The following is a 22,649-nucleotide window of genomic DNA, read 5'->3' as shown; positions in this document are numbered from 1 at the left end:
CATGGACTTCGGCCTCGTCCTGCAGACCGACCCGCCCGCCTCCCAGGTCATCAGCCTCATGAAGCGCGCCGAACGCAACGGCTTCCGCTACGGCTGGACCTTCGACTCGGCGGTCCTCTGGCAGGAGCCGTTCGTCATCTACAGCCAGATCCTGGAACACACCCGCAAGTTGCACATCGGCCCCATGGTCACCAACCCCGGCACCCGCACCTGGGAGGTGACCGCCTCCACCTTCGCCACCCTCAACGACATGTTCGGCAACCGCACCGTCTGCGGGATCGGGCGCGGGGACTCGGCGATGCGGGTCGCCGGACGCAAGCCCAACACCCTGGCCCGCCTGGGCGAGGCCATCGACGTCATCCGGGACCTGGCCGAGGGCCGCGAGGCCCTGGTGGACGGCAACCCGATCCGCCTGCCGTGGGTCCGCGAGGGGAAGCTCCCCGTGTGGATGGCCGCGTACGGGCCCAAGGCCCTGGCCCTGGCCGGGGAGAAGGCCGACGGATTCATCCTCCAGCTCGCCGACCTCTACCTCACCGAGTGGATGGTCAAGTCGGTGCGCGAGGCCGCCGTGGCGGCCGGCCGCGACCCGGCGGAGATCACCATCTGCGTGGCCGCCCCCGCGTACGTCTCCGAGGACCTCGCCCACGCCCGCGACCAGTGCCGCTGGTTCGGCGGCATGGTCGGCAACCACGTGGCCGACCTGGTCGGCCGCTACGGCGAGCACTCCTCGATGGTTCCCGACGAGCTCACCGAGTACATCAAGGCCCGCGAGGGCTACGACTACAGCCACCACGGACGGGCCGGGAACCCGTCCACCGACTTCGTCCCCGACGAGATCGTCGACCGCTTCTGCCTGCTGGGCCCGGCCGAGGCACACATCGAGAAGCTTCGCGCCCTGCGCGACCTGGGCGTCGACCAGTTCGCGGTCTACGACATGCACGACGCGCGGGAAGCCACGATCGACGCGTACGGCCAACACATCATCCCGGTGCTGCGCGACTGACGCCGCGCCCGGCGCGGGGCCGCGCGGACCCGGAGGACCGATTCCGGGCCCGCGCGACGGCCAGGTCTTACGGTCAGGCCTTCCTGCGGCCACCCAGACCCAGGCCCACCAGGACCGCCGCCGCGAGGACGATCACCGCGTCGAGCGCCAGGACCGTCCGCACCCCGTCGAACAGCGAGGCCTGCGTGGTGGCCAGGACACCCAGCATCGGGATCCCGATCGTGATGCCGACCTGCTGGGTGGTGGTGACCAGGCCGGTCGCCAGACCCTGCTGCTCGTCCGGCACACCGCTCGTCACCACGAGCCCGTACGAGATGATCGCGCCGAGGTGGCACATGCTGGCCAGCGAGACGGCCACGGTCGCGAGCAGCGCGCCCGACTGCGGGCCCACCCCGAGCAGCGCGGCGCCCAGCAGGCCCTGGCCGAGCAGCGAGCCGACCAGGGTGCGGCGGGCACCGAACCGGCCGATCACCTTCGGCGCGTACGACCCGGCGACGACGGAGGCGAGGCCCTGCACCCCGAAGACCAGTCCCGTCCGGAAGGACGACAGCTCCAGCGTCTCCTGGAGGTACAGCGTCAGCACGAACACGACCGTCGACATCATCGAGAAGGTCACCAGACCGCCGACATTGCCCCAGGCGACCGTGCGCCGCTTCAGCATCGGCAACGAGACCAGCGGAGCCGGCGACCTCGACTCCACCACCACGAACGCGACGAGCAGGAGCAGCCCGAGCACCAGCGTGCCCCGGACGTCCACGTCACCGAAGCCGCGCCGGGCCGCCGTCGACAGGGCGTAGATCAGCGCGAGCAGACCGCCGGTCACGGTGACCGCCCCGGGCACGTCCAGCCGCGGCCGCTCCGTGGTGCGCGATTCCGGCAGCAGCCCCGGCGCCATGAACAGCACGATCACCGCGGTCACCGTGAGCAGCCCCATCGTGGAGCGCCAGCCCAGGGTGTCGGTCATGACACCGCCGAGCACCATGCCGACGGTGAAGCCGAGGGACAGCAGGGTGCCGGAGATGCCGAGCGCCTTGTCGCGCAGCGGGCCCTCGGGGAACGTCGTCGTCAGCAGGGACATGCCGGTGGGCACGATGACCGCCGCGCCCAGCCCCTGCAAGGCGCGCCCGGCCAGGAAGGAGGCCGGATCCCAGGCGAGGGTCGCGAGCAGGGAGGCCGCGCCGAAGAGCGCCAGGCCGGTGAGGAACAGCCTCTTGCGGCCGTACAGGTCGGCGATCCGGCCGAAGAGGAGCAGGAAGCCACCGGACGGCAGGGCGAAGGCGGTGATGGCCCACTGGAGGGCGGACCGGCCGAGGCCCAGGTCCTCGCCGAGCACCGGCAGGGCCACGTTCAGTACGGAGAAGTCGAGCGCCACCATGAACTGGGCGGCGCAGAGCACGAAGAGCACCCATCGGGCCCGGCCGGAGAGCCGGTGGTGCTCGGGGGCCGCCGTGTGCGGCCCGTCGGTCGTTGTCTGTGTGTCGATCGCCATGGCCACCACCCTCGCGGCCCGGGAATCTTCGTGCGGAGTGGGAACTTATCCTGTTGGTGGCACCAACAGGCAGCCGGACAGGGGGACCCGTGGCCACACCGACCGCGCAGCACAGGCGGCCCGAACTGCGCGAGTTCCTCATGAGCAGACGGGCCCGGATCACCCCGACCGAGGCCGGCCTGCCGGACGGCGGGGCCCGCCGCCGCACCCCGGGGCTGCGCCGCGAGGAGGTCGCCGTGCTCGCCGGGGTCGGGGTCTCCTGGTACCAATGGCTGGAACAAGGGCGCGACATCACGGTGTCCGGGCACGTCCTGGACGCGGTGGGCCGGGTGTTGAAACTGAGCAGCGCCGAGCGCCGCCACCTGTACGTCCTCGCCGGGCTCAACCCGCCCGCCCTTGAGGTCGCCCCGGGCGAACGGGGCAGGTGCGACGGCCTCCGGCGGCTGATCGAGGCCTGGATGCCCTTCCCCGCGCACATCATGGACCGGTACTGGAACACCGTGATGTACAACGACGCGGCCTCGCTGGTCTTCGGGATGCGCCCCGAGATCACCCAGAACTGCCTGATCGCCTTCTTCACCGACCCCATCTACCGATCACGTTCCCCGCAGTGGGCGGAGATCGCCCGCGTGGTGGTCGCCCAGTTCCGGGCGGCCTGCTCGGAGAGCCCCCACGACGAGGGCTTCCGGGCCGTGATCGACGAGGCCCGGGAGCTCAGCCCGGAATTCGCCGAGCTGTGGGAGCGGGGCGACGTCCTGCCCGGGGGACAGGTCGAGAAGCAGATCGAGCACCCGGTGACCGGAACGCTGCACGTGGAGTCGACCCAGCTGCGCGTACCCGCCCGCCCCGACCTGGCGATCGTCCTCCACACCCCGCTGCCGGGCACCGGCACGGCCGAGAAGCTGGAATGGCTGACCTCGCCCGAGGGCCGACGCGGATCGATGTTCCCGCTGGCCGGCTGAGTCCCCGGGCCGGTTCACCCGGTGGACACCCGACGGCCGGCAGCCGGTACGGAATCGGCGGTGGGGTTTGTCGGTCGGGCGTGCTTTGCTGGAGGCATGATCGATGAGTTCCTGGCCCAGGGCCTGTCCGATGTGGAAGAAGCCGTCCGCAAGGCGGCGGCGATCGAGATCATGCCGAGATTCAGGCAGCTCGCCGAGCACGAGGTCGACGAGAAGAACGGCCCCCACGACCTGGTGACCGTGGCCGACCGCAAGGCGGAGGAGCACCTCACGGCCGCCCTGACGCGGCTGCTGCCCGGCTCCGCCGTGGTCGGCGAGGAAGCCGTGCACGCCGACCCGGGTGTGTACGCGGCGCTGCGCGCGGACGCCCCGGTGTGGATCGTCGACCCGGTCGACGGCACCCGTCAGTTCGTGAACGGCGACCCCGCGTTCTGCACCCTGGTCGCCCTGGCCCTGCACGGGGAGATCCTCGCCTCCTGGACCTTCGCCCCGGCACTGGAGGAGCTGGCCACCGCCGTGCGCGGGCAGGGCGCGTACCTCAACGGCGAGCGGATCCGAAGCGGTTCGCCCGAGCCGGGCGCCGCACTGCGCGTCGCCATCGCCCACCCGCTCTACACGAGCGACGAGAACAAGCGGACACTGGCCCGCCTGGACGTCCCCGGCGTCGCGGCCCGCCCCTGCGGCTCGGCCGGCCTGGAATACCTGAAGGTGGCCCGCGGCGAGATGGACGGCCTGGCCTTCACCTGGCCCTCGGCCTGGGACCACGCGGCCGGGCTGCTGATGGTCGCCGAGGCCGGCGGCACCCAGAGCACGGTCGACGGGGTCCCCTTCCGGGTGGACCGCGACAACGCGCTGCCCTTCGCGGTCGGGCGTGACGAGGCCACCACCGTACGCATCCGGGAGCTGCTCCGGGGCGCCTGACCGGACCGGCGCGGCCGGGCGCGGTCGAGCCGGGTCCGGACGGACCGGGCGGCGGAATATCCTGGGGGCGCGGGCGCGCCGGAGACGAAGGAGTCGCAAGTGCCGTCGATTCTCGATGTGGTTGTGGTGGGAGCGGGGCCGAACGGGCTGACGGCCGCGGTCGAACTGGCCAGGCGCGGCTTCTCGGTGGCCGTCTTCGAGGCCGGAGACACCGTCGGCGGCGGCGCCCGGACCGAGGAACTCACCCTCCCCGGCTTCCGGCACGACCCCTGCTCCGCGGTCCACCCGCTCGGCGCCGGCTCGCCGGTCTTCGCCACGATGCCGCTGGGCCGGTACGGGCTGGAGTGGCTGCACGCCCCGCTGCCCATGGCGCACCCCTTCGACGACGGCACGGCCGCGGTCCTGTCCCGCTCGGTCGCGGAGACGGCCGCGTCCTTCGGGCCGCGCGACGCGGGCACCTACCGGCGCCTGGTCGGGCCGTTCCTCGGTAAATGGGACACCCTGGCCCGGGACTTCATGTCCCTGCCGAGCACCGCGCTGCCCCGGGACCCGCTCACGCTCGCCCGCTTCGGACTCGCCGGCATGCCGCCCTCCACCTGGCTCCTGAGCCGTTTCCACGACGAGCGGGCCCGCGCGCTGTTCGCCGGCCTCGTGGCCCACGTCATCGCCCCGCTCAGCGGGATCGCCACCAGCGCCGTGGGCCTGGTCTTCGCGCTGGCCGCGCACGCGAACGGCTGGCCGATGCCGCGCGGCGGTTCCCAGTCCGTCTCCGACGCCCTCGCCGGCTACCTGCGCGACCTCGGCGGGACCATCCACACCGGCTTCGAGGTCAAGCGGCTCGACGACCTCCCGCCCGCCCGCACCTACGTCTTCGACACCTCACCGACCGCCCTGGCCCGCATCGCCCGCCTGGGGCGCGCCTACGACGGCTACCGGTACGGCGCCTCCGTGTTCAAGCTCGACTACGCGCTGGACGGCCCGGTCCCGTGGACGGCCGAGGCACCGCGCCGCGCCGGCACCGTCCAGATCGGCCCGCGCGTCCGCGACATCGACGCCGCCCTGCAGCTCGCCTCCGGCGGCCGGGCCCCCCGCGCCCCCTTCCTCATCACCGCGCAGCCCACCCTCGTCGACCCGAGCCGGGCGCCCGAGGGCAAGCACGTGTTCTGGGCGTACGGACATGTCCCCGCGGGTTGGGACGGCGACCTCACCGAAGCCGTCGAGACCCAACTGGAGCGTTTCGCCCCGGGCTTCCGCGACCTCGTGCTCGCCCGCGCCACCGCCGGCCCGCCCCAGCTCGCCGCCCGCAACCCCAACTACGTCGGCGGGGACATCGCCTGCGGGGCCGCCTCCGGCCTCCAGCTCCTGCTGCGCCCCAAGCTCTCCCTCACCCCGTACACGACGGCCCACCCTGCCGTCTTCCTCTGCTCCTCGGCCACCCCGCCCGGCCCGGGCGTCCACGGCATGTCCGGGCACAACGCCGCCAAGGCGGTATGGCGACACCTGCGAAAGGGCTCCTGATGGTCCGTATCACCCTGGTCCGCGGCGACATCACCGCGGAGAAGGCCGACGCGATCGTCAACGCGGCGAACTCCTCGCTGCTCGGCGGCGGCGGGGTCGACGGCGCCATCCACCGGCGCGGCGGGCCGGAGATCCTCGCCGCCTGCGAGGACCTGCGGCGTTCGCACTACGGCAAGGGGCTGGCCACGGGCCGAGCCGTGGCCACCACGGCCGGGCGGCTCGCCGCGGGGCACGTCATCCACACGGTGGGCCCGGTCTGGTCACGCGACGAGGACCGCTCCGCGCTGCTGGCCTCCTGCTACCGCGAGTCGTTGCGGATCGCCGACGAACTGGGAGCCCGTACGGTCGCCTTCCCGGCCGTCTCCACCGGCATCTACGGCTGGCCGATGGACGACGGCGCCCGGATCGCGGTGGAGACCGTGCGCGGCGCCCGTACCGAGGTCGAGGAGGTGCGGTTCGTGCTCTTCGACGACGCGGCCTACCAGGCCTTCGCCGACCGGGTCGGCGCCGTCTAGGAGGCGTCGACCCACGCGCGCGTGAGGCCAACTGCCTTGCGCGGGCAACGGAAGGCGATGCGAATATCAGTTTTTCGATGTCGGATGGATCACGTTTACAGAAGTCGCAGGCCGGTTCGACAATGGCGCGCATCCCCAACGGCTTTTCGAACGAGGGTTGCTCATGCTCAGTGGACGCTCCAGCCTTGTCTCCGCGCCCGACCACGAACTGACGGCGTCGATACGCGAGGGGGCGGACCAGGAAGCCGTCAGGATCCTCTACGAACGGCACTGGCGGAGCGTGTTCCACTACGCGCGTAGCTGCTGCCGCAGCGCGCACACCGCGGAGGACCTCACCTCCGAGGCCTTCGCCCGGACCCTGGAAGCCGTCCGGGACGGCAACGGCCCCGAATCCGCCTGGCGTCCGTACCTGTTGACCGTCGTGCGGCGTACGGCGGCGCAGTGGGCGGCGTCGGAGCGGCGCACCGAGCTCTCCGAGGACTTCGAGCGCTGGTGCGAGAAGCATCTGGGCCTCGTCGACGCCGAGAGCTCCGAGGACCGCATGCTCCGCCACGAGGACCGCCAGTTGGTGTCGCGCGGGTTCCGTTCGTTGCCGGAGCGCTGGCAGGCGGTGCTCTGGTACTCGGAGGTCGAGCGGCAGCCGGCGAGCACGGTCGCCCGCCTCCTCGGGCTGAGCCGCAGCGGCGTCTCCTCGCTCAACGCCAGGGCCCGGGAGGGGCTGCGCGAGGCGTACCTCGCCGCGCACCTGCGACTCACGGGCGGGGACGAGGAGTGCCGGCGCTACGGCTCGCTCCTCGCCGCTTCCGTGCGCAAGCCCGATGCCCAGGTCAAGCGGTTCCTCGCGGCCCACCTCGACTCCTGCTCGACGTGCCGTCGGGCGGTGCGGGAACTCACCGACCTGAACGAGCGGATCGGTGCCGTCCTCCCGGTGGGGATCCTGTTGTGGGGCGCGGAACGGCTCCTGTCCGGCGGTGCGGCCGCGACCGCCGTCGCCGGGAGCGCGCAGCCCCTCGTTCCGGCCGTGCCGGACCCGACGGTCACCGGTTCGCTGCCGGCCCACGGACTCCACTGGGGGGCCGGGGCGGCGGCCGTCGCCGGTGTGGTCGTCGCCGTCCTCGCTTCCGGCCCTCCGCCGGCGCGGTCCGAGCCCGCCGTGCCCCGCGCGGCCGCCCCCTCCACCATGGCGCCGGCGGCCGCCCCGGTGCCCGCGCGGACGGAGGGTCCCCGCCCCACGAAGGCGCCGACCCCCACCGCCGTGGCCAACGCCGTCGCGACCGCCATGGCCACCGCCAAGGCCACCCCCACCACGGCGGCACCGACCGAGCCGCCCGTCGTGGCCCGGGTACCGGCCCCGCTCGACCGGACGACCCTGCGGATCGCGGCCACGGGCCGCTGCATCGAGATCCCCGACGCGTCGACGGCGTCCGGCGTCCAGCCGCGCGAGGCGGGCTGCGACGGCAGCGCCGCGCAGCAGTGGGACGTACTCATGCCGTACAAGGGGGACCGCGGCCGGCTCCAGCTGCGCAACACGGCGACCGGGCTCTGCCTGCGGGGTTCCGGCACGAAGGAGGAGGGAGCGCCGGTCGTCCAGCAGGACTGCGACGCACGCGACCGTCGCCAACTGTGGTGGCTCCACTCCAGGAACGGGACCTTCGGAAGCTTCTTCGACCAGGACGGGGTCATGGTCATGGGGCTGTCCGACCCGTGCGCGGGAGACCCCGGCCGACCGCACAGCCCGCACATCACCACGAACCGCGACCACGGCAACTCGCCCGCCCACTCGATCCGGTTCGACGGCGTCCTCCTCGACGACCGGATACCGGACGTGAGCTCCCGCAGGACCTGACGGGCGCGGGCGGGGGACCGGGCGCAGAACACCGCCCGGACCGCCGGCCCGTCCGGACCGCCGGGCCGCCCGCCCGCGGGACCCGGCGGTCAGCGCGGCGAGCGCCGGGACCCGCCAGGGGTCGGTCGCGGGTACGTCCGGGACTGCTTGACACTGCCGAACGCGAAGCTCGACTCGATCGACGCGATCCCGGGGATCGCGTGGATCCGGTGGCGCACCAGGGATTCGTAGGCCTCCAGGTCCTCGATGACGACCCGGAGCAGATAGTCGCTGCTGCCCGCCATCAGGTAGCAGTCCTGGATGTGCTCGATGACCGCGACGTGCTCCTCGAACAGCCGCACCGCCTCCGCCGTGTGGCGTTCCAGCCGGATCCGGACGAAGACGGTCACCGGGAGGCCGAAGGCGACCTGGTCGACCATGGCCGTGTAGCCGCGGATCAGGCCCGCCTCCTCCAGCCGCCGGACCCGGCGCAGGCAGGGCGACGGGGACAGTCGCACGCGGTCGGCGAGGTCCTGGTTGGACAGGCGCCCGTCGGCCTGCAACTCCCTGATGATCTGCAGATCGACTGCGTCCATGGTCACTCCTTGGCAGAATCTGCCCCAAACGTATGTCCGAGCGACAGAACTGGCAATCGGCTGCCCCGCCCCACGCTCTAGCGTTGCCCAGGCACGGACCGGATCGGTCCGGGTCTCAGAGGCTGGAGCACTTCCTTGGTCGCGACGAACACCACCCGGGCGACCCTGCCTCCCGATGCGGCGGGCCCGCGGGCCGGACACCCCGGCCGGCGCGGGCTCTCCCCACAGGCCGAGGGCATGCTGGCCCTGCTCGTCACCGTGTCGATCTGGGCGGCCTTCGCGCTCAGCGCCCGGGCCCTGAGCGGCTCCTCGTTGCTGCCCGCCGACGCCGCTCTGCTGCGCTTCGGCGTCCCCCTCGTCGTCCTCCTCCCCGCCCTGTGGCGGCGCCGGCGCGCCATCGCCGCGGTGCGTCCGGGTCCCGCGGTGAAAATCGTCTGCGGTGCGGGGGTGCCGTTCTTCCTGGCCGCGATGCACGGCGGCGCCCTGACCTCCGCAGCCTTCGTCGGCTCCATCGTGCCCGGCATGGTCCCGCTGTTCGTCTCCGCGATCATGATCCGCCGGGGCCACGGCGCCCCCCGGGGCACCCAGGCCGCCGGACTCGCCCTGATCGCGGTCGGTGTGGCCGCCCTCGTCTGGCGCTACGTCGTCCCCGTCGACACCGACGTACTCGCCGGCGCCGGCACGCTCCTGGTGGCCAGCGGCCTGTGGGCCCTCTACACCGTCGGGCTGCGCGAGGTCGACCTCGACCCCATCGGGTCGATCGGACTGCTGTGCCTGCCCTCCTTCGCGGTGATCGGCGCCCTCGTACTGACCGGGGTGCTCCCCACCGGCATCGCACACGCCGCGGGCAGCGACATCGCCCTGTTCCTCGTCGTGCAGGGGCTGGGCGTCGGCCTGTGCGCGGGCCTGCTGTACGCCTTCGCCATCCGCCGCCTGGGAGCCGAGCGCAGCGCCGTCGTCGGCAGCCTCAGCCCCGTCGCCGTCGTCCTGCTCGCCGTCCCGCTGCTCGGCGAGACGCCGACCCTCGCCGTCCTCGTCGGCGTCCCCCTGATCACCGCCGGCGTCGTTCTCGCGAACCGCCGCCCCCGACCCGAGGTTCCCGCAGATGCTTGAGCTCCTCCCCACGCCGCCCACCGACCCGCTGTGGGACCTGACCTACGAGTTCGGCGGCGACGAGCGGCCCGAACGCCTCAACCTCGTCCTCGGCGTCTACCGGGACCAGACGGGCACCACCCCCGTCATGACCGCCGTACGCGAGGCCGAGATCCGGCTGGCCGAGCGCTCCGACTCCAAGGAGTACCGCGGGCTCTCCGGCAACGCCGCCTTCAACCGCTCCCTGCTGGAGCTGGTCCTGGGCCCGACCGGCCCCACCGACCGGGCCGCGGCCGTCCAGACCGTCGCCGGCTCCGGAGCGCTGCGACTGCTGGCCGACCTGATCTGCCGGACCCGGCCGGGCACCACCGTGTGGATCAGCGATCCGGCCTACGTCAACCACCGCCCCATCCTGGAGGCCGCCGGGCTGCGCGTGCGCACGTACGGCTGGCGCGACGCCGACGGCGGCTTCGACACGGCCGGGGTGCTGCGGGAGCTGGCGGACGCGCAGCGGGACGACGTGGTCCTGCTCCAGGGCTGCTGTCACAACCCCACGGGCGTGGACCCGCTGCTGGACGACTGGGAGGCGCTCGCCGAATCGGCCGCGCGGGGCGGCTGGGTGCCCTTCGTCGACCTCGCCTACCACGGCCTCGGCGACGGCCTGGAGGCCGACATGCTGCCCACGCGGATGCTGGCCGCGCGGGTACCGGAAATGCTGATCGCGGTCAGCTGCTCGAAGAACTTCGGCCTCTACAGCGACCGCGTCGGCTGCGCCATCGTGCTCGGCGCCTCGGACCGGGCCGTCCGGCACGCCGAGACCGCCCTGCAGAACGCCGCCCGGACCCTCTACTCGATGCCGCCCGAGCACGGCGCGGCCGTCGTGACCACGATCCTCCAGGACGAGGGGCTGCGGGCCGCCTGGCGCGCCGAGCTGGAGGTCATGCGCGGCCGGATCATGGACAACCGCGCCGACCTGGTCGCCCACCTGAGCGCCCTCGGCTGCGCGGAGCAGGCACGCTCGCTCGCCCGCCAGAAGGGGATGTTCTCCATGCTGCCGCTGTCCGCGCAGCAGATGCTCCGGCTGCGCAGGCAGTACGCCATCTACGGCACGACCTCGGGGCGCATCAACATCGCGGGCATCCCGGCCCACCGGATCCCCTGCCTCGCCCGGGGCATCGCCGGAGTCATCGACACGACCGACACGCCCCGCACGCCGCCCACGCTCCCGCGGCAACTGTCCGGACCGGCCGCCGCCCTGCAGGCCTGAGGCGGTCGTCGTGCGGGGGAAAGCGCGGGGGACGCAAGGGCCCCGCGGGACATGACAGTCCCCGGCAGTCCGTCGATTCCATGAGCCATCCGCCGTCGCCGATGGCTCCCCTGGTCGACAAGTGCTGCCGGGGGCCTGGCCAGAGCCTGGACAAGGGTCACGCGGGCCTGAGGACGTCTCCAGAGGGAGGTGCGGCTCTTTCCGGTTTTCCGGTGTATTCATGAGTTTCCTCCCAATTCGCACCTAGTCAAGGCCCTGTCCGGACGTAGTCTGTAAAGAAATCCGCGTCGCGCTCGGCACGAGCCCGACGGAAGGGGCTGCCATGACCACATGGCCCGTTCCACGAGCCGCACCAGGGCCCGGCGCCACGCTCTGGGCGCCCGAAACGGTCACCGCCGATCCGTACAACGCCCAGACCCCCGCGGCCGCCCTGGTCGAGCCGGTCACCCCCGTGGGTGCCTTCTTCGTACGCGACCACTTCGGCATCCCCCGGATCCCACCCGGCCGCTGGCGGCTACGCATCGGCGGCCCCGCGGCCGCCGCCCCCTTCACCCTCGGCTACGACGAGCTCCTCGCGACGGAACACCGGGAACTCGACGTCGTCGTGGAATGCGCCGGCAACGGCCGCGGCCTGATGACGCCCCGCCCGCCCGGCCTGCCCTGGGGCCGACAGGCCGTCGGCTGCGCACACTTCGCCGGCGTCCCGTTCCGCCTCCTCGCCGAACGCGCCCTCATCGGACCGACCGCCGTCGAGATCGTCTTCACCGGAGCCGACTCCGGCCCCGTGCACGGCCGCCGAGCCGCCTTCGAGCGCAGCCTCCCGCTCGCCGCCGCCCTCCACCCGGACACCCTCCTCGTCACCCGCATGAACGGCGAGCCGCTCACCCCCGAGCACGGGGCACCGGTCCGCCTCGTGGTCCCCGGCCGCTACGCCGTCGCCGACGTGAAGTGGCTGGTCGGAGTCCGGGCCGTCGCCCACCCCTTCACCGGCCTCTTCCAGAGCGAGCAGTACCGCTACGTGGCCTCCCGCGGCACCCCCGAGGGCCCGGTGACCGACGTCCGCGTCACCTCGATCGTCACCGAGCCCGAACCGGACACGGCCGTGCGCCGCGGCCACGAGACCCTCGTCCGCGGACGCGCCTGGTCGGGCGGCGGGACACCACTGCGCGGCGTCGAGGTGCGGGCCGAGTACGAGGACGACGACCGCCACCGCGAGCGCGGCTGGCACCCGGCCCACCTCGAACCGCCCACCGGCCCCTACGGCTGGAGCGGCTGGTCGTACCGGTGGACACCGCAGCGGCCCGGACCGTACCGGCTGGTCTCCCGCGCCACCGACGCCCACGGCGACACACAGCCCCCGCACGCCCCGTGGAACGCAGGGGGCTACGGCTGCAACACCGTGGCCTGCGTGGACGTGGTGGTCGTATGAGCGACGACCGCGCCCCAGGGACCGCACACCGCCCGCCGGACCGCGCCCCGGCGGGGATCGGCGGACACAGAGCCCCACGCCCACGCCTCGGATAGGGTGAATCGGTAGGAATCAGGCCCCCCGGGGTGAGGTCGGTGCGTTGGACACTTACCAGGCGACGAGCGAGGTGCCGGACCCGCCGGCCGCGGCTGTCGGGTACGCGGGCGTACTCAGCGAGCTGCTCCCGATCGCCCTGTGGCGGGAGGACGCCGACGGGCGCATCGTCGAGTGGTCCCTGGCCGCCCAGGACCTCCTCGGACACCGCCCCGAGGACATCATCGGCCTCCCCGGCAGCGCCGTGCTCGTCCCCGAGGCCAACCGCGAACTCGCCGACCAGCTGACCCGGCGCGTCCAGTCCGGCGAGACCGTCGTCGGCACCCTGCCCGTACGCCACCGCGACGGCCACCGCGTCCCGATGGAGATGTGGATCGTCCCCGCCGCCGACCCGCAGGGCCGGACGGGGGCCCTGCTCATCGCCGTGGAGACCTCCGAAGTGCTCCACATGCGGGACTCGCTCGCCGCACTCCAGAGCCTGTTCACCCAGTCGCCCATAGGACTCGCCACCCTCGGCACCGACCTGCGGTTCCTCCGCGTCAACGACGCCCTGGCCCGGATGAACGGCGTCTCCGCCGCCGAACACCTCGGCAAACGACTCACCGAGGTCGTCCCCGGGGTCAACGCCGCAGCCCTGGAGTCGACGATGCGGCAGGTCCTCGACCAGGGCACCGCCGTCGTCGACGTCCGCCGCACCGGACGCACCCCCGCCGACCCGGAGAACGACCGCACCTGGTCCTGCTCCTACGCCCCCCTGCTGGACGGCTCCGGCCGGGCCCTCGGCGTGATCGCCTCGCTCATCGACATCACCGAGGGCCAGCAGGCCCAGGCCGACGCCGAACGGGCCCGACACCGCTTCGCCCTGCTCGCCGAGGCGGGCACCCGCATCGGCACCACCCTGGACCTCCACCAGACCGCCCAGGAGATCGTGGACGTGCTGGTGCCGCAGCTCGCCGACTCCGCCGACGTACAACTGCTCGAAGCGGTACTGGGCCCCGACGAGGGCCCCGTCCCCACGGCCTCCACCCGCGGTGTCCTGCGCCGCCTGGCCGCCCACTTCCCCGACCCGACCGCCCCCACCGCGAAACTCACCGCCGGCCAGACCTTCCAGATCCCCATGGGCACCACCTACGAGCAGGTGATCTCCGAGGGACGGCCCATGAACCTCTACCTCGCCGACATCCCGGCACTGATCACCTCCCCGCGCGCCGAGGCACTGCGCACCTACCTCGCCACCCTGGGCTCGGCCCGCCTGGTCCCGCTCGTCGCCCGCGGCACGGTGCTCGGCGCCGTCGCCGTGACCCGCACACGCGCACGGGAACCCTTCGACGAGGAGGACAGCGTCCTCGTCGACGAGCTGGTCGCCCGAGCCGCCCTCAACATCGACAACGCCCGGATGTACACCCTCCAGCGCCAGGCCGCCCTGACCCTCCAACGCAGCCTCACCAATCACGCGCTGCCCGAGGTCACCGGCCTCGAACTCACCGGGCGCTACCTGCCCGCCAGCGACCACGACGTCGGCGGTGACTGGTACGACGTCATCCCGCTGCCCGGCGGCCGCACCGGGCTGGTCATCGGGGACGTCATGGGCCACGGGATCCACGCCGCCGCCGTCATGGGCCAGCTCCGCACGGCCGTACGCACCCTCGCCCGCCACGACGTGCCCCCGGCGGAACTCCTCCGCTCGCTCGACGCCGTCGTCGCCGAACTGGGCGAGGACGAGATGGCCACCTGCGTGTACGCCGTCCACGACGAGGCCACCGGCGCCTGCGTGATCGCCCGGGCCGGCCACCCGCCGCCCGCCGTCGTCACCCCCGACGGGAACATCACCTTCCTCGACGGCCCGCCCGGCACCCCGCTGGGCACGGGCGGCCAGGACTTCCGTACCGAGGAGCTCCGGCTGCCCCCGGGCAGCCTGCTCGTGCTCTACACCGACGGCCTCATCGAAGCCCGGGACCGGGACCTCGACCAGGGCATGGCCCAACTGGCGGGAGCCTTGCAGCGGGTGGACCAGCCCCTGGAGGAACTGTGCGACGGGATCCTGCGGCGGCTGCTGCCGTGCGCCCAGCAGGACGACGTCGCCGTGCTGCTGGCCCGCACCCGGCCGGTGTGAACCGCCCCCGGACCACCGGCCCGGATGCCGCGGCTCACCAGGCCAGGTCCTCCAGCGCGTCCAGGTCCAGCGGGACCTCCGGCTGCGGCTCCGAACCCCCGGTCAGCGGCAGCTCGGCCCAGATCACCTTGCCGCGGTCCGTGTAACGGGTGCCCCACCGGGCGGCGTACTGGGCGACGAGGAACAGCCCGCGCCCACCCTCGTCGGTGGTCGCCGCGTACCGCAGATGCGGTGAGGTGCTGCTGCCGTCCGAGACCTCGCACACGAGGGCGCGGTCGCGCAGCAGCCGCACCCGCACCGGCGCGCTCCCGTACCGGATGGCGTTGGTGATCAGCTCGCTGAGGATCAGCTCGGTCGTGAAGGAGATCTCGTCCAGCCCCCACGCGGCGAGCTGCGCCGCGCCCGCGTTGCGCACCCGCGACACGGCCGAAGGCTCGCCCGGTACCTCCCACTCGGCGATCCGATCCGCCTCCAGCCGCCGCGTGTCGGCGATCAGCAGGGCGATGTCGTCGCTCGGCACCGGGAACAACATCGCGGCGAGCACGTCCGAGCAGGCCTGGTCGGGGCTGCGGCCGGGCCGCGACAGCGCCTCGCCGAGCATCCGCAGTCCGGAGTCGAAGTCGCGGTCCCGGTCCTCCACCAGGCCGTCGGTGAACAGCACCAGCCGACTCCCCTCGGGGAGCGTGAACTCGGCGGCCTCGAAGGGCATGCCGCCGACGCCCAGAGGCAGCCCGGCCGGTAGCTCGGGGAACTCGACGTCCCCGCCGGGGCGGATCAGGGCCGGCCCGGGATGGCCGGCGCTGGCCATTCGACACCGCCCGGAGACCGGGTCGTAGACCGCGTACAGACAGGTGGCACCGGTGACCCCGGCCGGCTCCGCGGCCCTGTCCGAGGCGTCCTCGCCGCCGTCCGTCCCGTCCCCGTCCGGGAGCCCGCTCCCCGTGGCGTTCTGGTCGATCCGGTTGATCAGCTCGTCCAGGTGCCCGAGCAGCTCGTCGGGCGGCAGGTCCAGGGTGGAGAAATTGTGCACCGCGGTCCGCAGCCGGCCCATCGTCGCCGCGGCGTGCACCCCGTGCCCCACGACATCGCCGACGGCCAGCGCCACGCGGCCCCCCGGCAGCGGGATCACGTCGAACCAGTCCCCGCCCACCCCCGCCTTCGCGGGCAGGTAGCGGGAAGCGACGTCCACGGCGTTCTGGGCGGGCAGCACCCGGGGCAGGAGGCTGCGCTGGAGCGTCACGGCCACCGCGTGCTCGCGGGTGAAGCGGCGGGCGTTGTCGATGGAGACGGCCGCGCGCGTCCCCAGCTCGGCCGCGAAGGAACGGTCCTCCTCGTCGAAGGGCTCCGGGGTGTCGGCGGCCCGCCAGAAGTTGGCCATCCCCAGGACCACGCCCCGGGCCCGCAGCGGTACGGAGATCAGCGAGTGCAGTCCGTAGTCGAGCGCCACCCGGGTGCCCTGGGAGTCCTGGGCCCGCCAGCCCATGGCCGCGTTCAGATCGGCCGCGAGCACCGCCCGCCCGGCGTCCAGGGCCGCCGCCATGGGAGCCGTCGGCACGACGAAGCGGATGATGTCGCCCACCGGCTGGAGCGGCGAGTCGGCACGTACGCCGGTGATCGCGGCCCGGCGCATCTCGGTGTAGATCCCGGTGACCAGGGACGGCTCGTCCCCGTGCAGCACCGGCTCCAGCAGCTCCACCGTGACGAAGTCCGCGAACCGGGGGACGGCGACCTCCGACAGCTCCTCGGCGGTCCGCACCACGTCCAGGGTGGTCCCGATCCGCACACCGGCGTCGTAGAGCAGCTGCAACCGGCCGCGGGCCACCTCGGCCCGGCCGGAGAGCGCGGCGAGCTCCGTGGAGTCGCGCAGGGTCACGACGCTTCCCGTGGACATGCCCTTGTACTGCGCGGTGGGCCGCACGTTGACGGCGAGCAGCCGGTCGCCCGCCAGGTGCACCTGGTCCGTCACGACCTCGCCGGAGGCGAGCAGCTCCGCGGTGCGCGGGTCCAGACCGAGATCGGTGACGTGCCGGTTCTCGGGGTCGGGCGGCAGGCCGAGCAGCCGGCGGGCCTCGTCGTTGGCCAGGACGAGCCGCTGGTCGGCGTCGATGATGACCACGCCCTCGCGGACGGCGTGCAGGACGGCCTCGTGGTGCTCGTTGATCCGGCTCATCTCGGCCGCGCCCAGGCCCCGGGTCTGGCGCCGCAGCCGACCGCTGACCAGGGCGGCGCCACCGGTACCGAGCAGCAGGGCGCCCGCGGCCGCACCGAGCAGGAGCGGGAGCTGGCCCTCGACGACCTGGGAGACGTTCTCCACCTCTATGCCCGTGCCGACCAGGCCGACGACGACGCCGTCGGCGTTCCGTATCGGGACGACGGCCCGCACGGCGTCGCTCGGCTCGCCCCGGAAGGTCTCCGTGAAGGCGTGCCCGGCGAGGGCGCGGCTGAGGTCACCGGTGGCCCGTCGGCCGATCAGCTCGGGCCGCGAGTCGGTGTAGCGGACCCCTTGGGTGTTCATGACGGCGATGAAGTCGAGGCCCGAGCCCTGGCGAGCCGCCTCGGCCAGCGGCTGGAGCACGGCCGTCGGATCCGCCGAGAACAGCGCCGCCGCGATACCGGGAGCGTGCGCGAAGGCCTCGGCCGCCGCGAGCGAACGGTGCCGGGCGTCGCGCTCGCTGTCGTACCGGGCCTGGAACACCAGGGCCGACGCGCCCGCGGCGATCAGCAGGAGCACGATCATCGCCTGGAGTGCGAAGACCTGACCGGCGACGCTGTGTGCCCACCGGGACAGGCGCGCGGACAGGCGCGAGCCCCACCCGGTCGGCTGGCGACCAAAACGTCCGGTCATGAGCCCTTTCTAACACTGTCCGGAGGGTTTGGTGCGGCGGCCGATGCGCAGGCGGCCGCACGGTACGCGCGAGGGCCGAGACCGACGTACGCGGTGAAGTGCTGGCGGAAGGTGACCTCACTGGCGAAGCCGGCCCGCCGGGCCACCTCCGGCACCGGATGGTCGGTGCGTTCCAGCAGCCTGCGGGCCGCGTCCAGCCGGTGGCCCAGGAGCCACCGGTGCGGGGTGGTGCCGGTGGCGGCGGCGAAGTGCCGGGCGAAGGAACGCGGGGACATCCCGGCCCACGCGGCCATGGTCGCCACCGACAGGGGCTCGTGCAACGAGCGCAGCGCACGCGCCCGTACGGCGGCCAACGCCTCGGCCGTCCGGTCCGCGGCCGGGACGGGCCGGTCCAGGTACTGGGCGTGGTCCCCGGTGCGGAAGGGGCCCGTCACCATGGAACGGGCGATGGCGGCCGCGGCCTCGGCGCCGTGCGCCTCCCGGACCAGGTGTAGGCACAGGTCGATCCCGGAGGCCACCCCGGCGGAGGTCCACAACCCGCCGTCCTCGACGTAAAGAGGGGCGTCCTCGACCACGATCCCCGGGTAGCGGGCGGCGAGCTGCTGGGCCAGCCACCAGTGGGTGACCGCCCGCCGCCCCTCCAGCAGACCGGCCTCCGCGAGGATGAACGCCCCCGCGCACAGGGCGGCGACCGGCACGCCCCGGCCGTGCGCCTCACGCAGGGCCGCGAGGACCGGCCCGGGCGTCGGATCGGCCGGCTCGGCCAAGGCCGGTACGACGACCAGGTCCGCGGTGGCCAACCAGTCCAGCCCCCGGTCGGGGGCCAGGGTCAGCCCGCCGGGCAGTGGGATCGGCCCGGGCTCCAGGGCGCACCGGCGCAGCTCGAAGCCCGGCACCCCGACACGGCTGCGGTCGGGGCCCCAGACCTCGGTGATGACGGCGAGGTCGAAGCTGCGGATGCCCGGCTGGACGAGGATCGCGACACGGCGCATCGAGCCAGTCTGCCAGGAGGTCAGGACTGCCAGGCCGGCAGGATCCCATCGGTACGGGGCCTCGCGGGCGCTGTCGGGCCTGCGGCCCGGCCGACAGCATGGAGCCATGACGACGACCGCGATCGAGATCGCCCCCAACAGTGCCCTGCTGGTCATCGACGTGCAGAAGGGCTTCGACGAGGAGTCCTTCTGGGGGCCCCGCAACAATCCGGCGGCCGAGGACAACATCGCGGCCCTGATGGACGCCTGGCGGACGGCCGGCCGGCCGGTGGTCCTCGTCCGGCACGCCTCCGTACAGCCCGGCTCCGTCCTCGCCGCCGACCACCCCGGGCATGCCTTCAAGGACCTGGTCGAGAAGCGGAGCGAGGGGGCCCTGGTGGTCACCAAGACGGTGAACTCGGCCTTCTACGGCACCCCGGACCTGGCCGACTGGCTGACGGCCCACGGCATCGGGCAGCTGGTGCTGGTCGGCATCCAGACCAACATGTGCGTCGAGACCACGGCGCGGATGGCGGGGAACCTGGGCTACGACGTGCTCGTGCCGCTCGACGCCACGCACACCTTCGACCTCACCGGGCCGGAGGGACTCTCCCTGACCGCGGACGAGCTCGCCCGCGCGACCGCGGTGAACCTCCAGGGCGGCGGCTTCGCCCGCGTGACCACGACGGCCGCCCTGCTGCGATAGCCCCGCCGGCGGCAAGTCTCGGCCCAGGCCCGACCATTTCCAGCCTCGCCGGCGTTTGAGGCGCGGGGTCTGGGCGGAGCCCCAGGGAACCCGGCTCCGCCGGGCACCGGGCTCCGCCCGCACCCGCGCCTCAAACGCCGGCGAGGCTGGAAATGGCGAGGCCGGATCGCCAGGCGGAGCCGGTACGGCTGAGGGCCCGGACCCCGCACGGGGGGGCCGGGCCCTCGGAGGCCGGACGGTCGCGTCAGAGGACGTCGGCGGCGATGTTCGCGGCGACCTGCTCCAGCAGGGGACCCGCGTTCGGGATGGACCTGGCCGGGTCCGGCTCCAGATCGGTCAGCGGGTACGCCTTGCGGATGCCGGCACCCTCAAGGGCCTCCTGGGACAGCAGCAGCCGCCCGCAGACGGCCACCACGGGCTTGCCCGCCGCGCGCGCCGCGGCCGCGACGCCCGCCGGGGCCTTGCCGTGCAGGGTCTGCTCGTCCAGGGAGCCCTCACCGGTGATGACCAGCGTGGCGCGCTCCAGCGCCGGGGCGAAGCCCAGCACCTCCAGCATCAGCTCGATGCCGGGACGGAACGTCGCGCCGAGCAGCAGGGCCCCGTAGCCGACGCCGCCCGCGCCACCGGCACCCGGGAGCACCGCGCACTCGGCGGCCTTCGCGCCGATCGACTTCTCCAGCACCACCGCGAAGTGCGCCAGTGCCGCGTCGAGCGTCGCCACGTCCTCGGGCGAGGCGCCCTTCTGCGGGCCGTACACCGCGGCGCAGCCCTTCGGGCCGGTCAGCGGGTTGTCCACGTCGCTCGCGAGGACGAACTCCACCTCCGCGAACCGCGGGTCGACGCCGGACAGGTCGGCCGAGGCCAGCTCGGCCAGCGCGCCGCCGCCCGGACCGACCGGTTCGCCGTTCGCATCCAGGAACACCGCGCCCAGCGCGGCCAGCATGCCGGCGCCGCCGTCGGTGGTGGCACTGCCGCCCACACCGAAGACGATCGTGCGCGCGCCCGCGTCCAGCGCGGCCTTGAGCAGCTCGCCCGAGCCGTACGTGGTCGCCGTCAGCGCGGCGAAGGTGCCGGCCGGCAGCAGCTGCAGCCCGGAGGCCTCCGCCATCTCGACCACCGCGGTGCCCTCGCGCAGCGCGAAGGCGGCCGTGACCTGGTCGCCGAGGGGTCCGGTGACCCGTACCTCCCGCCGTTCGAAGCCCGCTGCGACGGCTGCCGCGACCGTTCCGTCGCCGCCGTCCGCGACGGGGAGGGTCTCGATCTCCACGTCGGGTACGGCCCTGCGAAGGCCGGCCGTCACCCGCTCCGCGACCTGAACGGCCGTGAGCGAGCCCTTGAATTTGTCCGCGGCGATGAGCACGCGCGCGGCCTCGTTTACTGCTCCGTCCGTCACCTTGCTATTCCCTTGCTATCGAACAGTGCAGTCGCGCCGCCATGAGCTTATCCGGAGGATCCTCCTATGCCCATGAGTGGCCTGGGCCACACCCGGCGTGCCATGCCCCTAAATGGGGATATACGCCTGCATAGTGTGGCCGCATGAGCGCGGAATCGCTGGATCAGCCACGTCCGGACACCCCGGGAGGGGGAGCGGACGGTCCGGTGGACGGCGCGCCCGACCGTACGGTCGTCACCGTGGGTGTGCTCGCCGTGCTGGCCGTCGTCGCGTGGGCGGCCCTGGGCAAGGACTCCTTCGACACGGCGTCGGCCACCGCGCTCTCCTGGGTGCTGGGCAACTTCGCCTGGCTGTTCGTGATCGCCGCCGACGTCTTCCTCGTCATGTGCGTCGTCCTCGCGATCAGCCGGTTCGGCCGGATCCGGCTCGGTGCCGACGACTCCGAGCCCGAGTTCACCAACCTGGCGTGGATCGCGATGATGTTCAGCGCCGGTATGGGCATCGGCCTGATGTTCTACGGGGTGGGGGAGCCGCTCACCCACTACCTGGCGCCGCCCCCTGCCTCCGGCGCGGCCCCTCGTACCGGCGCCGCGGCGCTCGCGGCCATGGAGTACTCCTTCTTCCACTGGACCCTCACCCCCTGGGCGATCTACGGCATCGCCGGCCTCGCCCTGGCCTACGCGACCTTCCGCAAGGGCCGCGGCAACCGTCTGAGCTCAGCCTTCGTCCCCCTGATGGGCGAGGAACGGGCAGCCGGCCCGGCCGGCAAGGCCATCGACCTGCTGGCGGTCTTCGCCACCGTCTTCGGCACCGCCACCAGCCTCGGCCTCGGCGCCCTCCAGGTCTCCAAGGGGTTGAACCTCACCACCGGCGTCGAGGACTCCGTGACCTTGGAACTGATCATCATCGGTTCCCTGTCGGCGGCCTTCGTCCTGTCCGCCTTCTCCGGCCTGCACAAGGGCGTGAAGTGGCTCAGCACGATCAACCTCGTGCTGGCCGCCGTCCTGATGCTCTTCGTCTTCGTCCTCGGCCCGACCGTCTACATCCTCGACGTGATCCCCGCCGGCGTCGGCGGGTACCTGAGCGAGCTGGTGCCCATGGCCAGCCGCACCGGCGCCTTCACCGACTCCAAGTGGCTCGGCGCGTGGACGATCTTCTACTGGGCGTGGTGGCTGTCCTGGGCGCCGTTCGTCGGCACCTTCATCGCCCGCATCTCGCGCGGCCGCACCATCCGCGAGTTCCTCATCGGCGTGCTGCTCGTCCCCAGCGGGGCCACCGTGATCTGGTTCTGCGTCATGGGCGGCACCGCCATCCGCCTCGACTCCACCGGCGCCGTCGACTTCGCCGTCACGCTCAAGGACGGGACGGAGGCCTCGCTCTTCGCGATGCTGGACGCCCTGCCGCTCGCCACGATCACCTCGTGGGTCGCCATGATCCTGGTCATGACCTACTTCGTCACCAGCGCCGACTCGGCCTCCCTGGTGATGGGCTCGCTCACCAGTCGCGGCTCCCTCAACCCGCCCACCTGGCTCGTCGTCACCTGGGGCGTGCTGATGGCCGCCGTCGCCGCCGTGCTCCTCGTCGCGGGCGGCCTGAAGTCCCTGCAGACCGCCACCATCCTGGTCGCGCTGCCCTTCGCCGTCGTCATGCTGCTGCTCTGCTGGGCCCTGCTGAAGGAGCTCCGTACGGACCCGGGCGCCGGACCCGCCCGTCACCACCCCCTGCACGGACTGCGGGACGCGGTCCGGGCCATGGTCGGCGACGCCATCACCGAACAGGGGGCGGCCCACCCGGCCCGCCGCCCGCGGGGCCTCGCGGAGTCCGGGAGCCGGCGCTACCAGGACCACGAGGGCGGGGACGGGAACGGCGAAGGCCCGGGCTCCTCGCCGGGCCCGTCGCGAAGGACTTAGG

General features: G+C 73.3%; 17 protein-coding genes. 12 read left to right on the top strand and 5 right to left on the bottom strand.

What is annotated here, in order from left to right; translation table 11 throughout:
* Window position 1 precedes the first annotated feature (1 nt).
* The gene (locus ACWG52_RS07960) at window positions 2-1,003 is read left to right on the top strand and encodes a TIGR03842 family LLM class F420-dependent oxidoreductase (RefSeq protein WP_033218203.1); all 1,002 of its coding nucleotides are present in this window, start codon (window positions 2-4) and stop codon (window positions 1,001-1,003) included.
* 73 nt (window positions 1,004-1,076) lie between these two features.
* Here the strand turns inward: ACWG52_RS07960 and ACWG52_RS07955 are convergent, their stop codons facing one another.
* The gene (locus tag ACWG52_RS07955; protein ID WP_389817997.1) at window positions 1,077-2,492 is read right to left on the bottom strand and encodes an MFS transporter; all 1,416 of its coding nucleotides are present in this window, start codon (window positions 2,490-2,492) and stop codon (window positions 1,077-1,079) included.
* Between the two features lie 140 nt (window positions 2,493-2,632).
* On the opposite strand from ACWG52_RS07955, the gene ACWG52_RS07950 reads away from it, so the two are divergent.
* The 5 genes from ACWG52_RS07950 to ACWG52_RS07930 all read left to right on the top strand — a co-directional run bounded on the left by ACWG52_RS07950 (window position 2,633) and on the right by ACWG52_RS07930 (window position 8,254).
* Window positions 2,633-3,454, top strand: a complete 822-nt coding sequence (locus ACWG52_RS07950) for a helix-turn-helix transcriptional regulator (protein WP_389818047.1) — start codon at window positions 2,633-2,635, stop codon at window positions 3,452-3,454.
* A gap of 96 nt (window positions 3,455-3,550) precedes the next feature.
* A complete protein-coding gene (locus ACWG52_RS07945) occupies window positions 3,551-4,375 on the top strand; it encodes an inositol monophosphatase family protein (RefSeq protein ID WP_033218207.1) in 825 nt (274 codons plus the stop codon).
* Window positions 4,376-4,474: 99 nt separating this feature from the next.
* Complete coding sequence (locus ACWG52_RS07940; protein WP_266353856.1) at window positions 4,475-5,893, top strand: phytoene desaturase family protein; 1,419 nt, start codon at window positions 4,475-4,477, stop codon at window positions 5,891-5,893.
* Entirely contained in the window at window positions 5,893-6,408 is a 516-nt protein-coding gene (locus ACWG52_RS07935; RefSeq protein WP_389818004.1) for an O-acetyl-ADP-ribose deacetylase, read from the top strand. Before ACWG52_RS07940 ends, ACWG52_RS07935 begins: the two co-directional genes overlap by 1 nt.
* 163 nt (window positions 6,409-6,571) lie before the next feature.
* Window positions 6,572-8,254 carry a sigma-70 family RNA polymerase sigma factor gene (locus tag ACWG52_RS07930; RefSeq protein ID WP_389818006.1) on the top strand — a complete coding sequence of 561 codons (1,683 nt, stop codon included), beginning with the start codon at window positions 6,572-6,574 and terminating at the stop codon, window positions 8,252-8,254.
* An 89-nt stretch (window positions 8,255-8,343) separates the two neighbouring features.
* On the opposite strand, the gene ACWG52_RS07925 is transcribed toward ACWG52_RS07930, so the two are convergent.
* Entirely contained in the window at window positions 8,344-8,829 is a 486-nt protein-coding gene (locus tag ACWG52_RS07925) for an Lrp/AsnC family transcriptional regulator (protein ID WP_389818009.1), read from the bottom strand.
* Window positions 8,830-8,964: 135 nt separating this feature from the next.
* On the opposite strand from ACWG52_RS07925, the gene ACWG52_RS07920 reads away from it, so the two are divergent.
* From ACWG52_RS07920 to ACWG52_RS07905, 4 genes are all read left to right on the top strand, one after another.
* Window positions 8,965-9,942 (top strand): DMT family transporter, encoded by a 978-nt coding sequence (locus ACWG52_RS07920; protein WP_390136928.1) that lies wholly within the window; start codon window positions 8,965-8,967, stop codon window positions 9,940-9,942.
* The gene (locus tag ACWG52_RS07915; protein ID WP_453128288.1) at window positions 9,935-11,188 is read left to right on the top strand and encodes an amino acid aminotransferase; all 1,254 of its coding nucleotides are present in this window, start codon (window positions 9,935-9,937) and stop codon (window positions 11,186-11,188) included. Before ACWG52_RS07920 ends, ACWG52_RS07915 begins: the two co-directional genes overlap by 8 nt.
* A gap of 322 nt (window positions 11,189-11,510) precedes the next feature.
* Window positions 11,511-12,617 carry a molybdopterin-dependent oxidoreductase gene (locus ACWG52_RS07910; protein ID WP_389818018.1) on the top strand — a complete coding sequence of 369 codons (1,107 nt, stop codon included), beginning with the start codon at window positions 11,511-11,513 and terminating at the stop codon, window positions 12,615-12,617.
* Window positions 12,618-12,756: 139 nt separating this feature from the next.
* Complete coding sequence (locus tag ACWG52_RS07905) at window positions 12,757-14,823, top strand: SpoIIE family protein phosphatase (RefSeq protein WP_389818020.1); 2,067 nt, start codon at window positions 12,757-12,759, stop codon at window positions 14,821-14,823.
* 34 nt (window positions 14,824-14,857) lie between these two features.
* On the opposite strand, the gene ACWG52_RS07900 is transcribed toward ACWG52_RS07905, so the two are convergent.
* Both ACWG52_RS07900 and ACWG52_RS07895 read right to left on the bottom strand, forming a co-directional pair.
* Entirely contained in the window at window positions 14,858-17,668 is a 2,811-nt protein-coding gene (locus tag ACWG52_RS07900) for a SpoIIE family protein phosphatase (protein ID WP_390167730.1), read from the bottom strand.
* On the bottom strand, window positions 17,665-18,660 hold the full coding sequence (locus ACWG52_RS07895) for a GlxA family transcriptional regulator (RefSeq protein ID WP_390136922.1): 996 nt from the start codon (window positions 18,658-18,660) through the stop codon (window positions 17,665-17,667). Before ACWG52_RS07895 ends, ACWG52_RS07900 begins: the two co-directional genes overlap by 4 nt.
* Window positions 18,661-18,766: 106 nt before the next feature.
* Here ACWG52_RS07895 and ACWG52_RS07890 point away from each other — a divergent pair, with 106 nt between their 5' ends.
* Complete coding sequence (locus ACWG52_RS07890) at window positions 18,767-19,345, top strand: cysteine hydrolase family protein (protein WP_390167734.1); 579 nt, start codon at window positions 18,767-18,769, stop codon at window positions 19,343-19,345.
* Window positions 19,346-19,589: 244 nt separating this feature from the next.
* Here the strand turns inward: ACWG52_RS07890 and ACWG52_RS07885 are convergent, their stop codons facing one another.
* Entirely contained in the window at window positions 19,590-20,738 is a 1,149-nt protein-coding gene (locus tag ACWG52_RS07885; RefSeq protein WP_389818031.1) for a glycerate kinase, read from the bottom strand.
* A 143-nt stretch (window positions 20,739-20,881) separates the two neighbouring features.
* Between ACWG52_RS07885 and ACWG52_RS07880 the strand changes: the two genes are divergently transcribed.
* Window positions 20,882-22,648: a BCCT family transporter gene (locus ACWG52_RS07880; protein ID WP_389818034.1), complete on the top strand. Its 1,767-nt coding sequence runs from the start codon at window positions 20,882-20,884 to the stop codon at window positions 22,646-22,648.
* Window position 22,649: the final 1 nt, after the last annotated feature.

Source organism: Streptomyces sp. CLCI03, assembly GCF_053615355.1.
The sequence above is the reverse complement of the archived record's forward strand: the minus strand, read 5'-3'. Positions and strand labels throughout refer to the sequence as shown.

Excerpts from the sequence above, each read along its gene's own strand:
- ACWG52_RS07895 (WP_390136922.1), bottom strand. The coding sequence starts at position 18,660 with ATGCGCCGTGTCGCGATCCTCGTCCAGCCGGGCATCCGCAGCTTCGAC.
- ACWG52_RS07925 (WP_389818009.1), bottom strand. The coding sequence starts at position 8,829 with ATGGACGCAGTCGATCTGCAGATCATCAGGGAGTTGCAGGCCGACGGG.
- ACWG52_RS07960 (WP_033218203.1), top strand. The coding sequence starts at position 2 with ATGGACTTCGGCCTCGTCCTGCAGACCGACCCGCCCGCCTCCCAGGTC.
- ACWG52_RS07950 (WP_389818047.1), top strand. The coding sequence starts at position 2,633 with ATGAGCAGACGGGCCCGGATCACCCCGACCGAGGCCGGCCTGCCGGAC.
- ACWG52_RS07915 (WP_453128288.1), top strand. The coding sequence starts at position 9,935 with ATGCTTGAGCTCCTCCCCACGCCGCCCACCGACCCGCTGTGGGACCTG.
- ACWG52_RS07955 (WP_389817997.1), bottom strand. The coding sequence starts at position 2,492 with ATGGCGATCGACACACAGACAACGACCGACGGGCCGCACACGGCGGCC.
- ACWG52_RS07900 (WP_390167730.1), bottom strand. The coding sequence starts at position 17,668 with ATGACCGGACGTTTTGGTCGCCAGCCGACCGGGTGGGGCTCGCGCCTG.
- ACWG52_RS07880 (WP_389818034.1), top strand. The coding sequence starts at position 20,882 with ATGAGCGCGGAATCGCTGGATCAGCCACGTCCGGACACCCCGGGAGGG.
- ACWG52_RS07935 (WP_389818004.1), top strand. The coding sequence starts at position 5,893 with ATGGTCCGTATCACCCTGGTCCGCGGCGACATCACCGCGGAGAAGGCC.
- ACWG52_RS07930 (WP_389818006.1), top strand. The coding sequence starts at position 6,572 with ATGCTCAGTGGACGCTCCAGCCTTGTCTCCGCGCCCGACCACGAACTG.
- ACWG52_RS07890 (WP_390167734.1), top strand. The coding sequence starts at position 18,767 with ATGACGACGACCGCGATCGAGATCGCCCCCAACAGTGCCCTGCTGGTC.
- ACWG52_RS07910 (WP_389818018.1), top strand. The coding sequence starts at position 11,511 with ATGACCACATGGCCCGTTCCACGAGCCGCACCAGGGCCCGGCGCCACG.
- ACWG52_RS07945 (WP_033218207.1), top strand. The coding sequence starts at position 3,551 with ATGATCGATGAGTTCCTGGCCCAGGGCCTGTCCGATGTGGAAGAAGCC.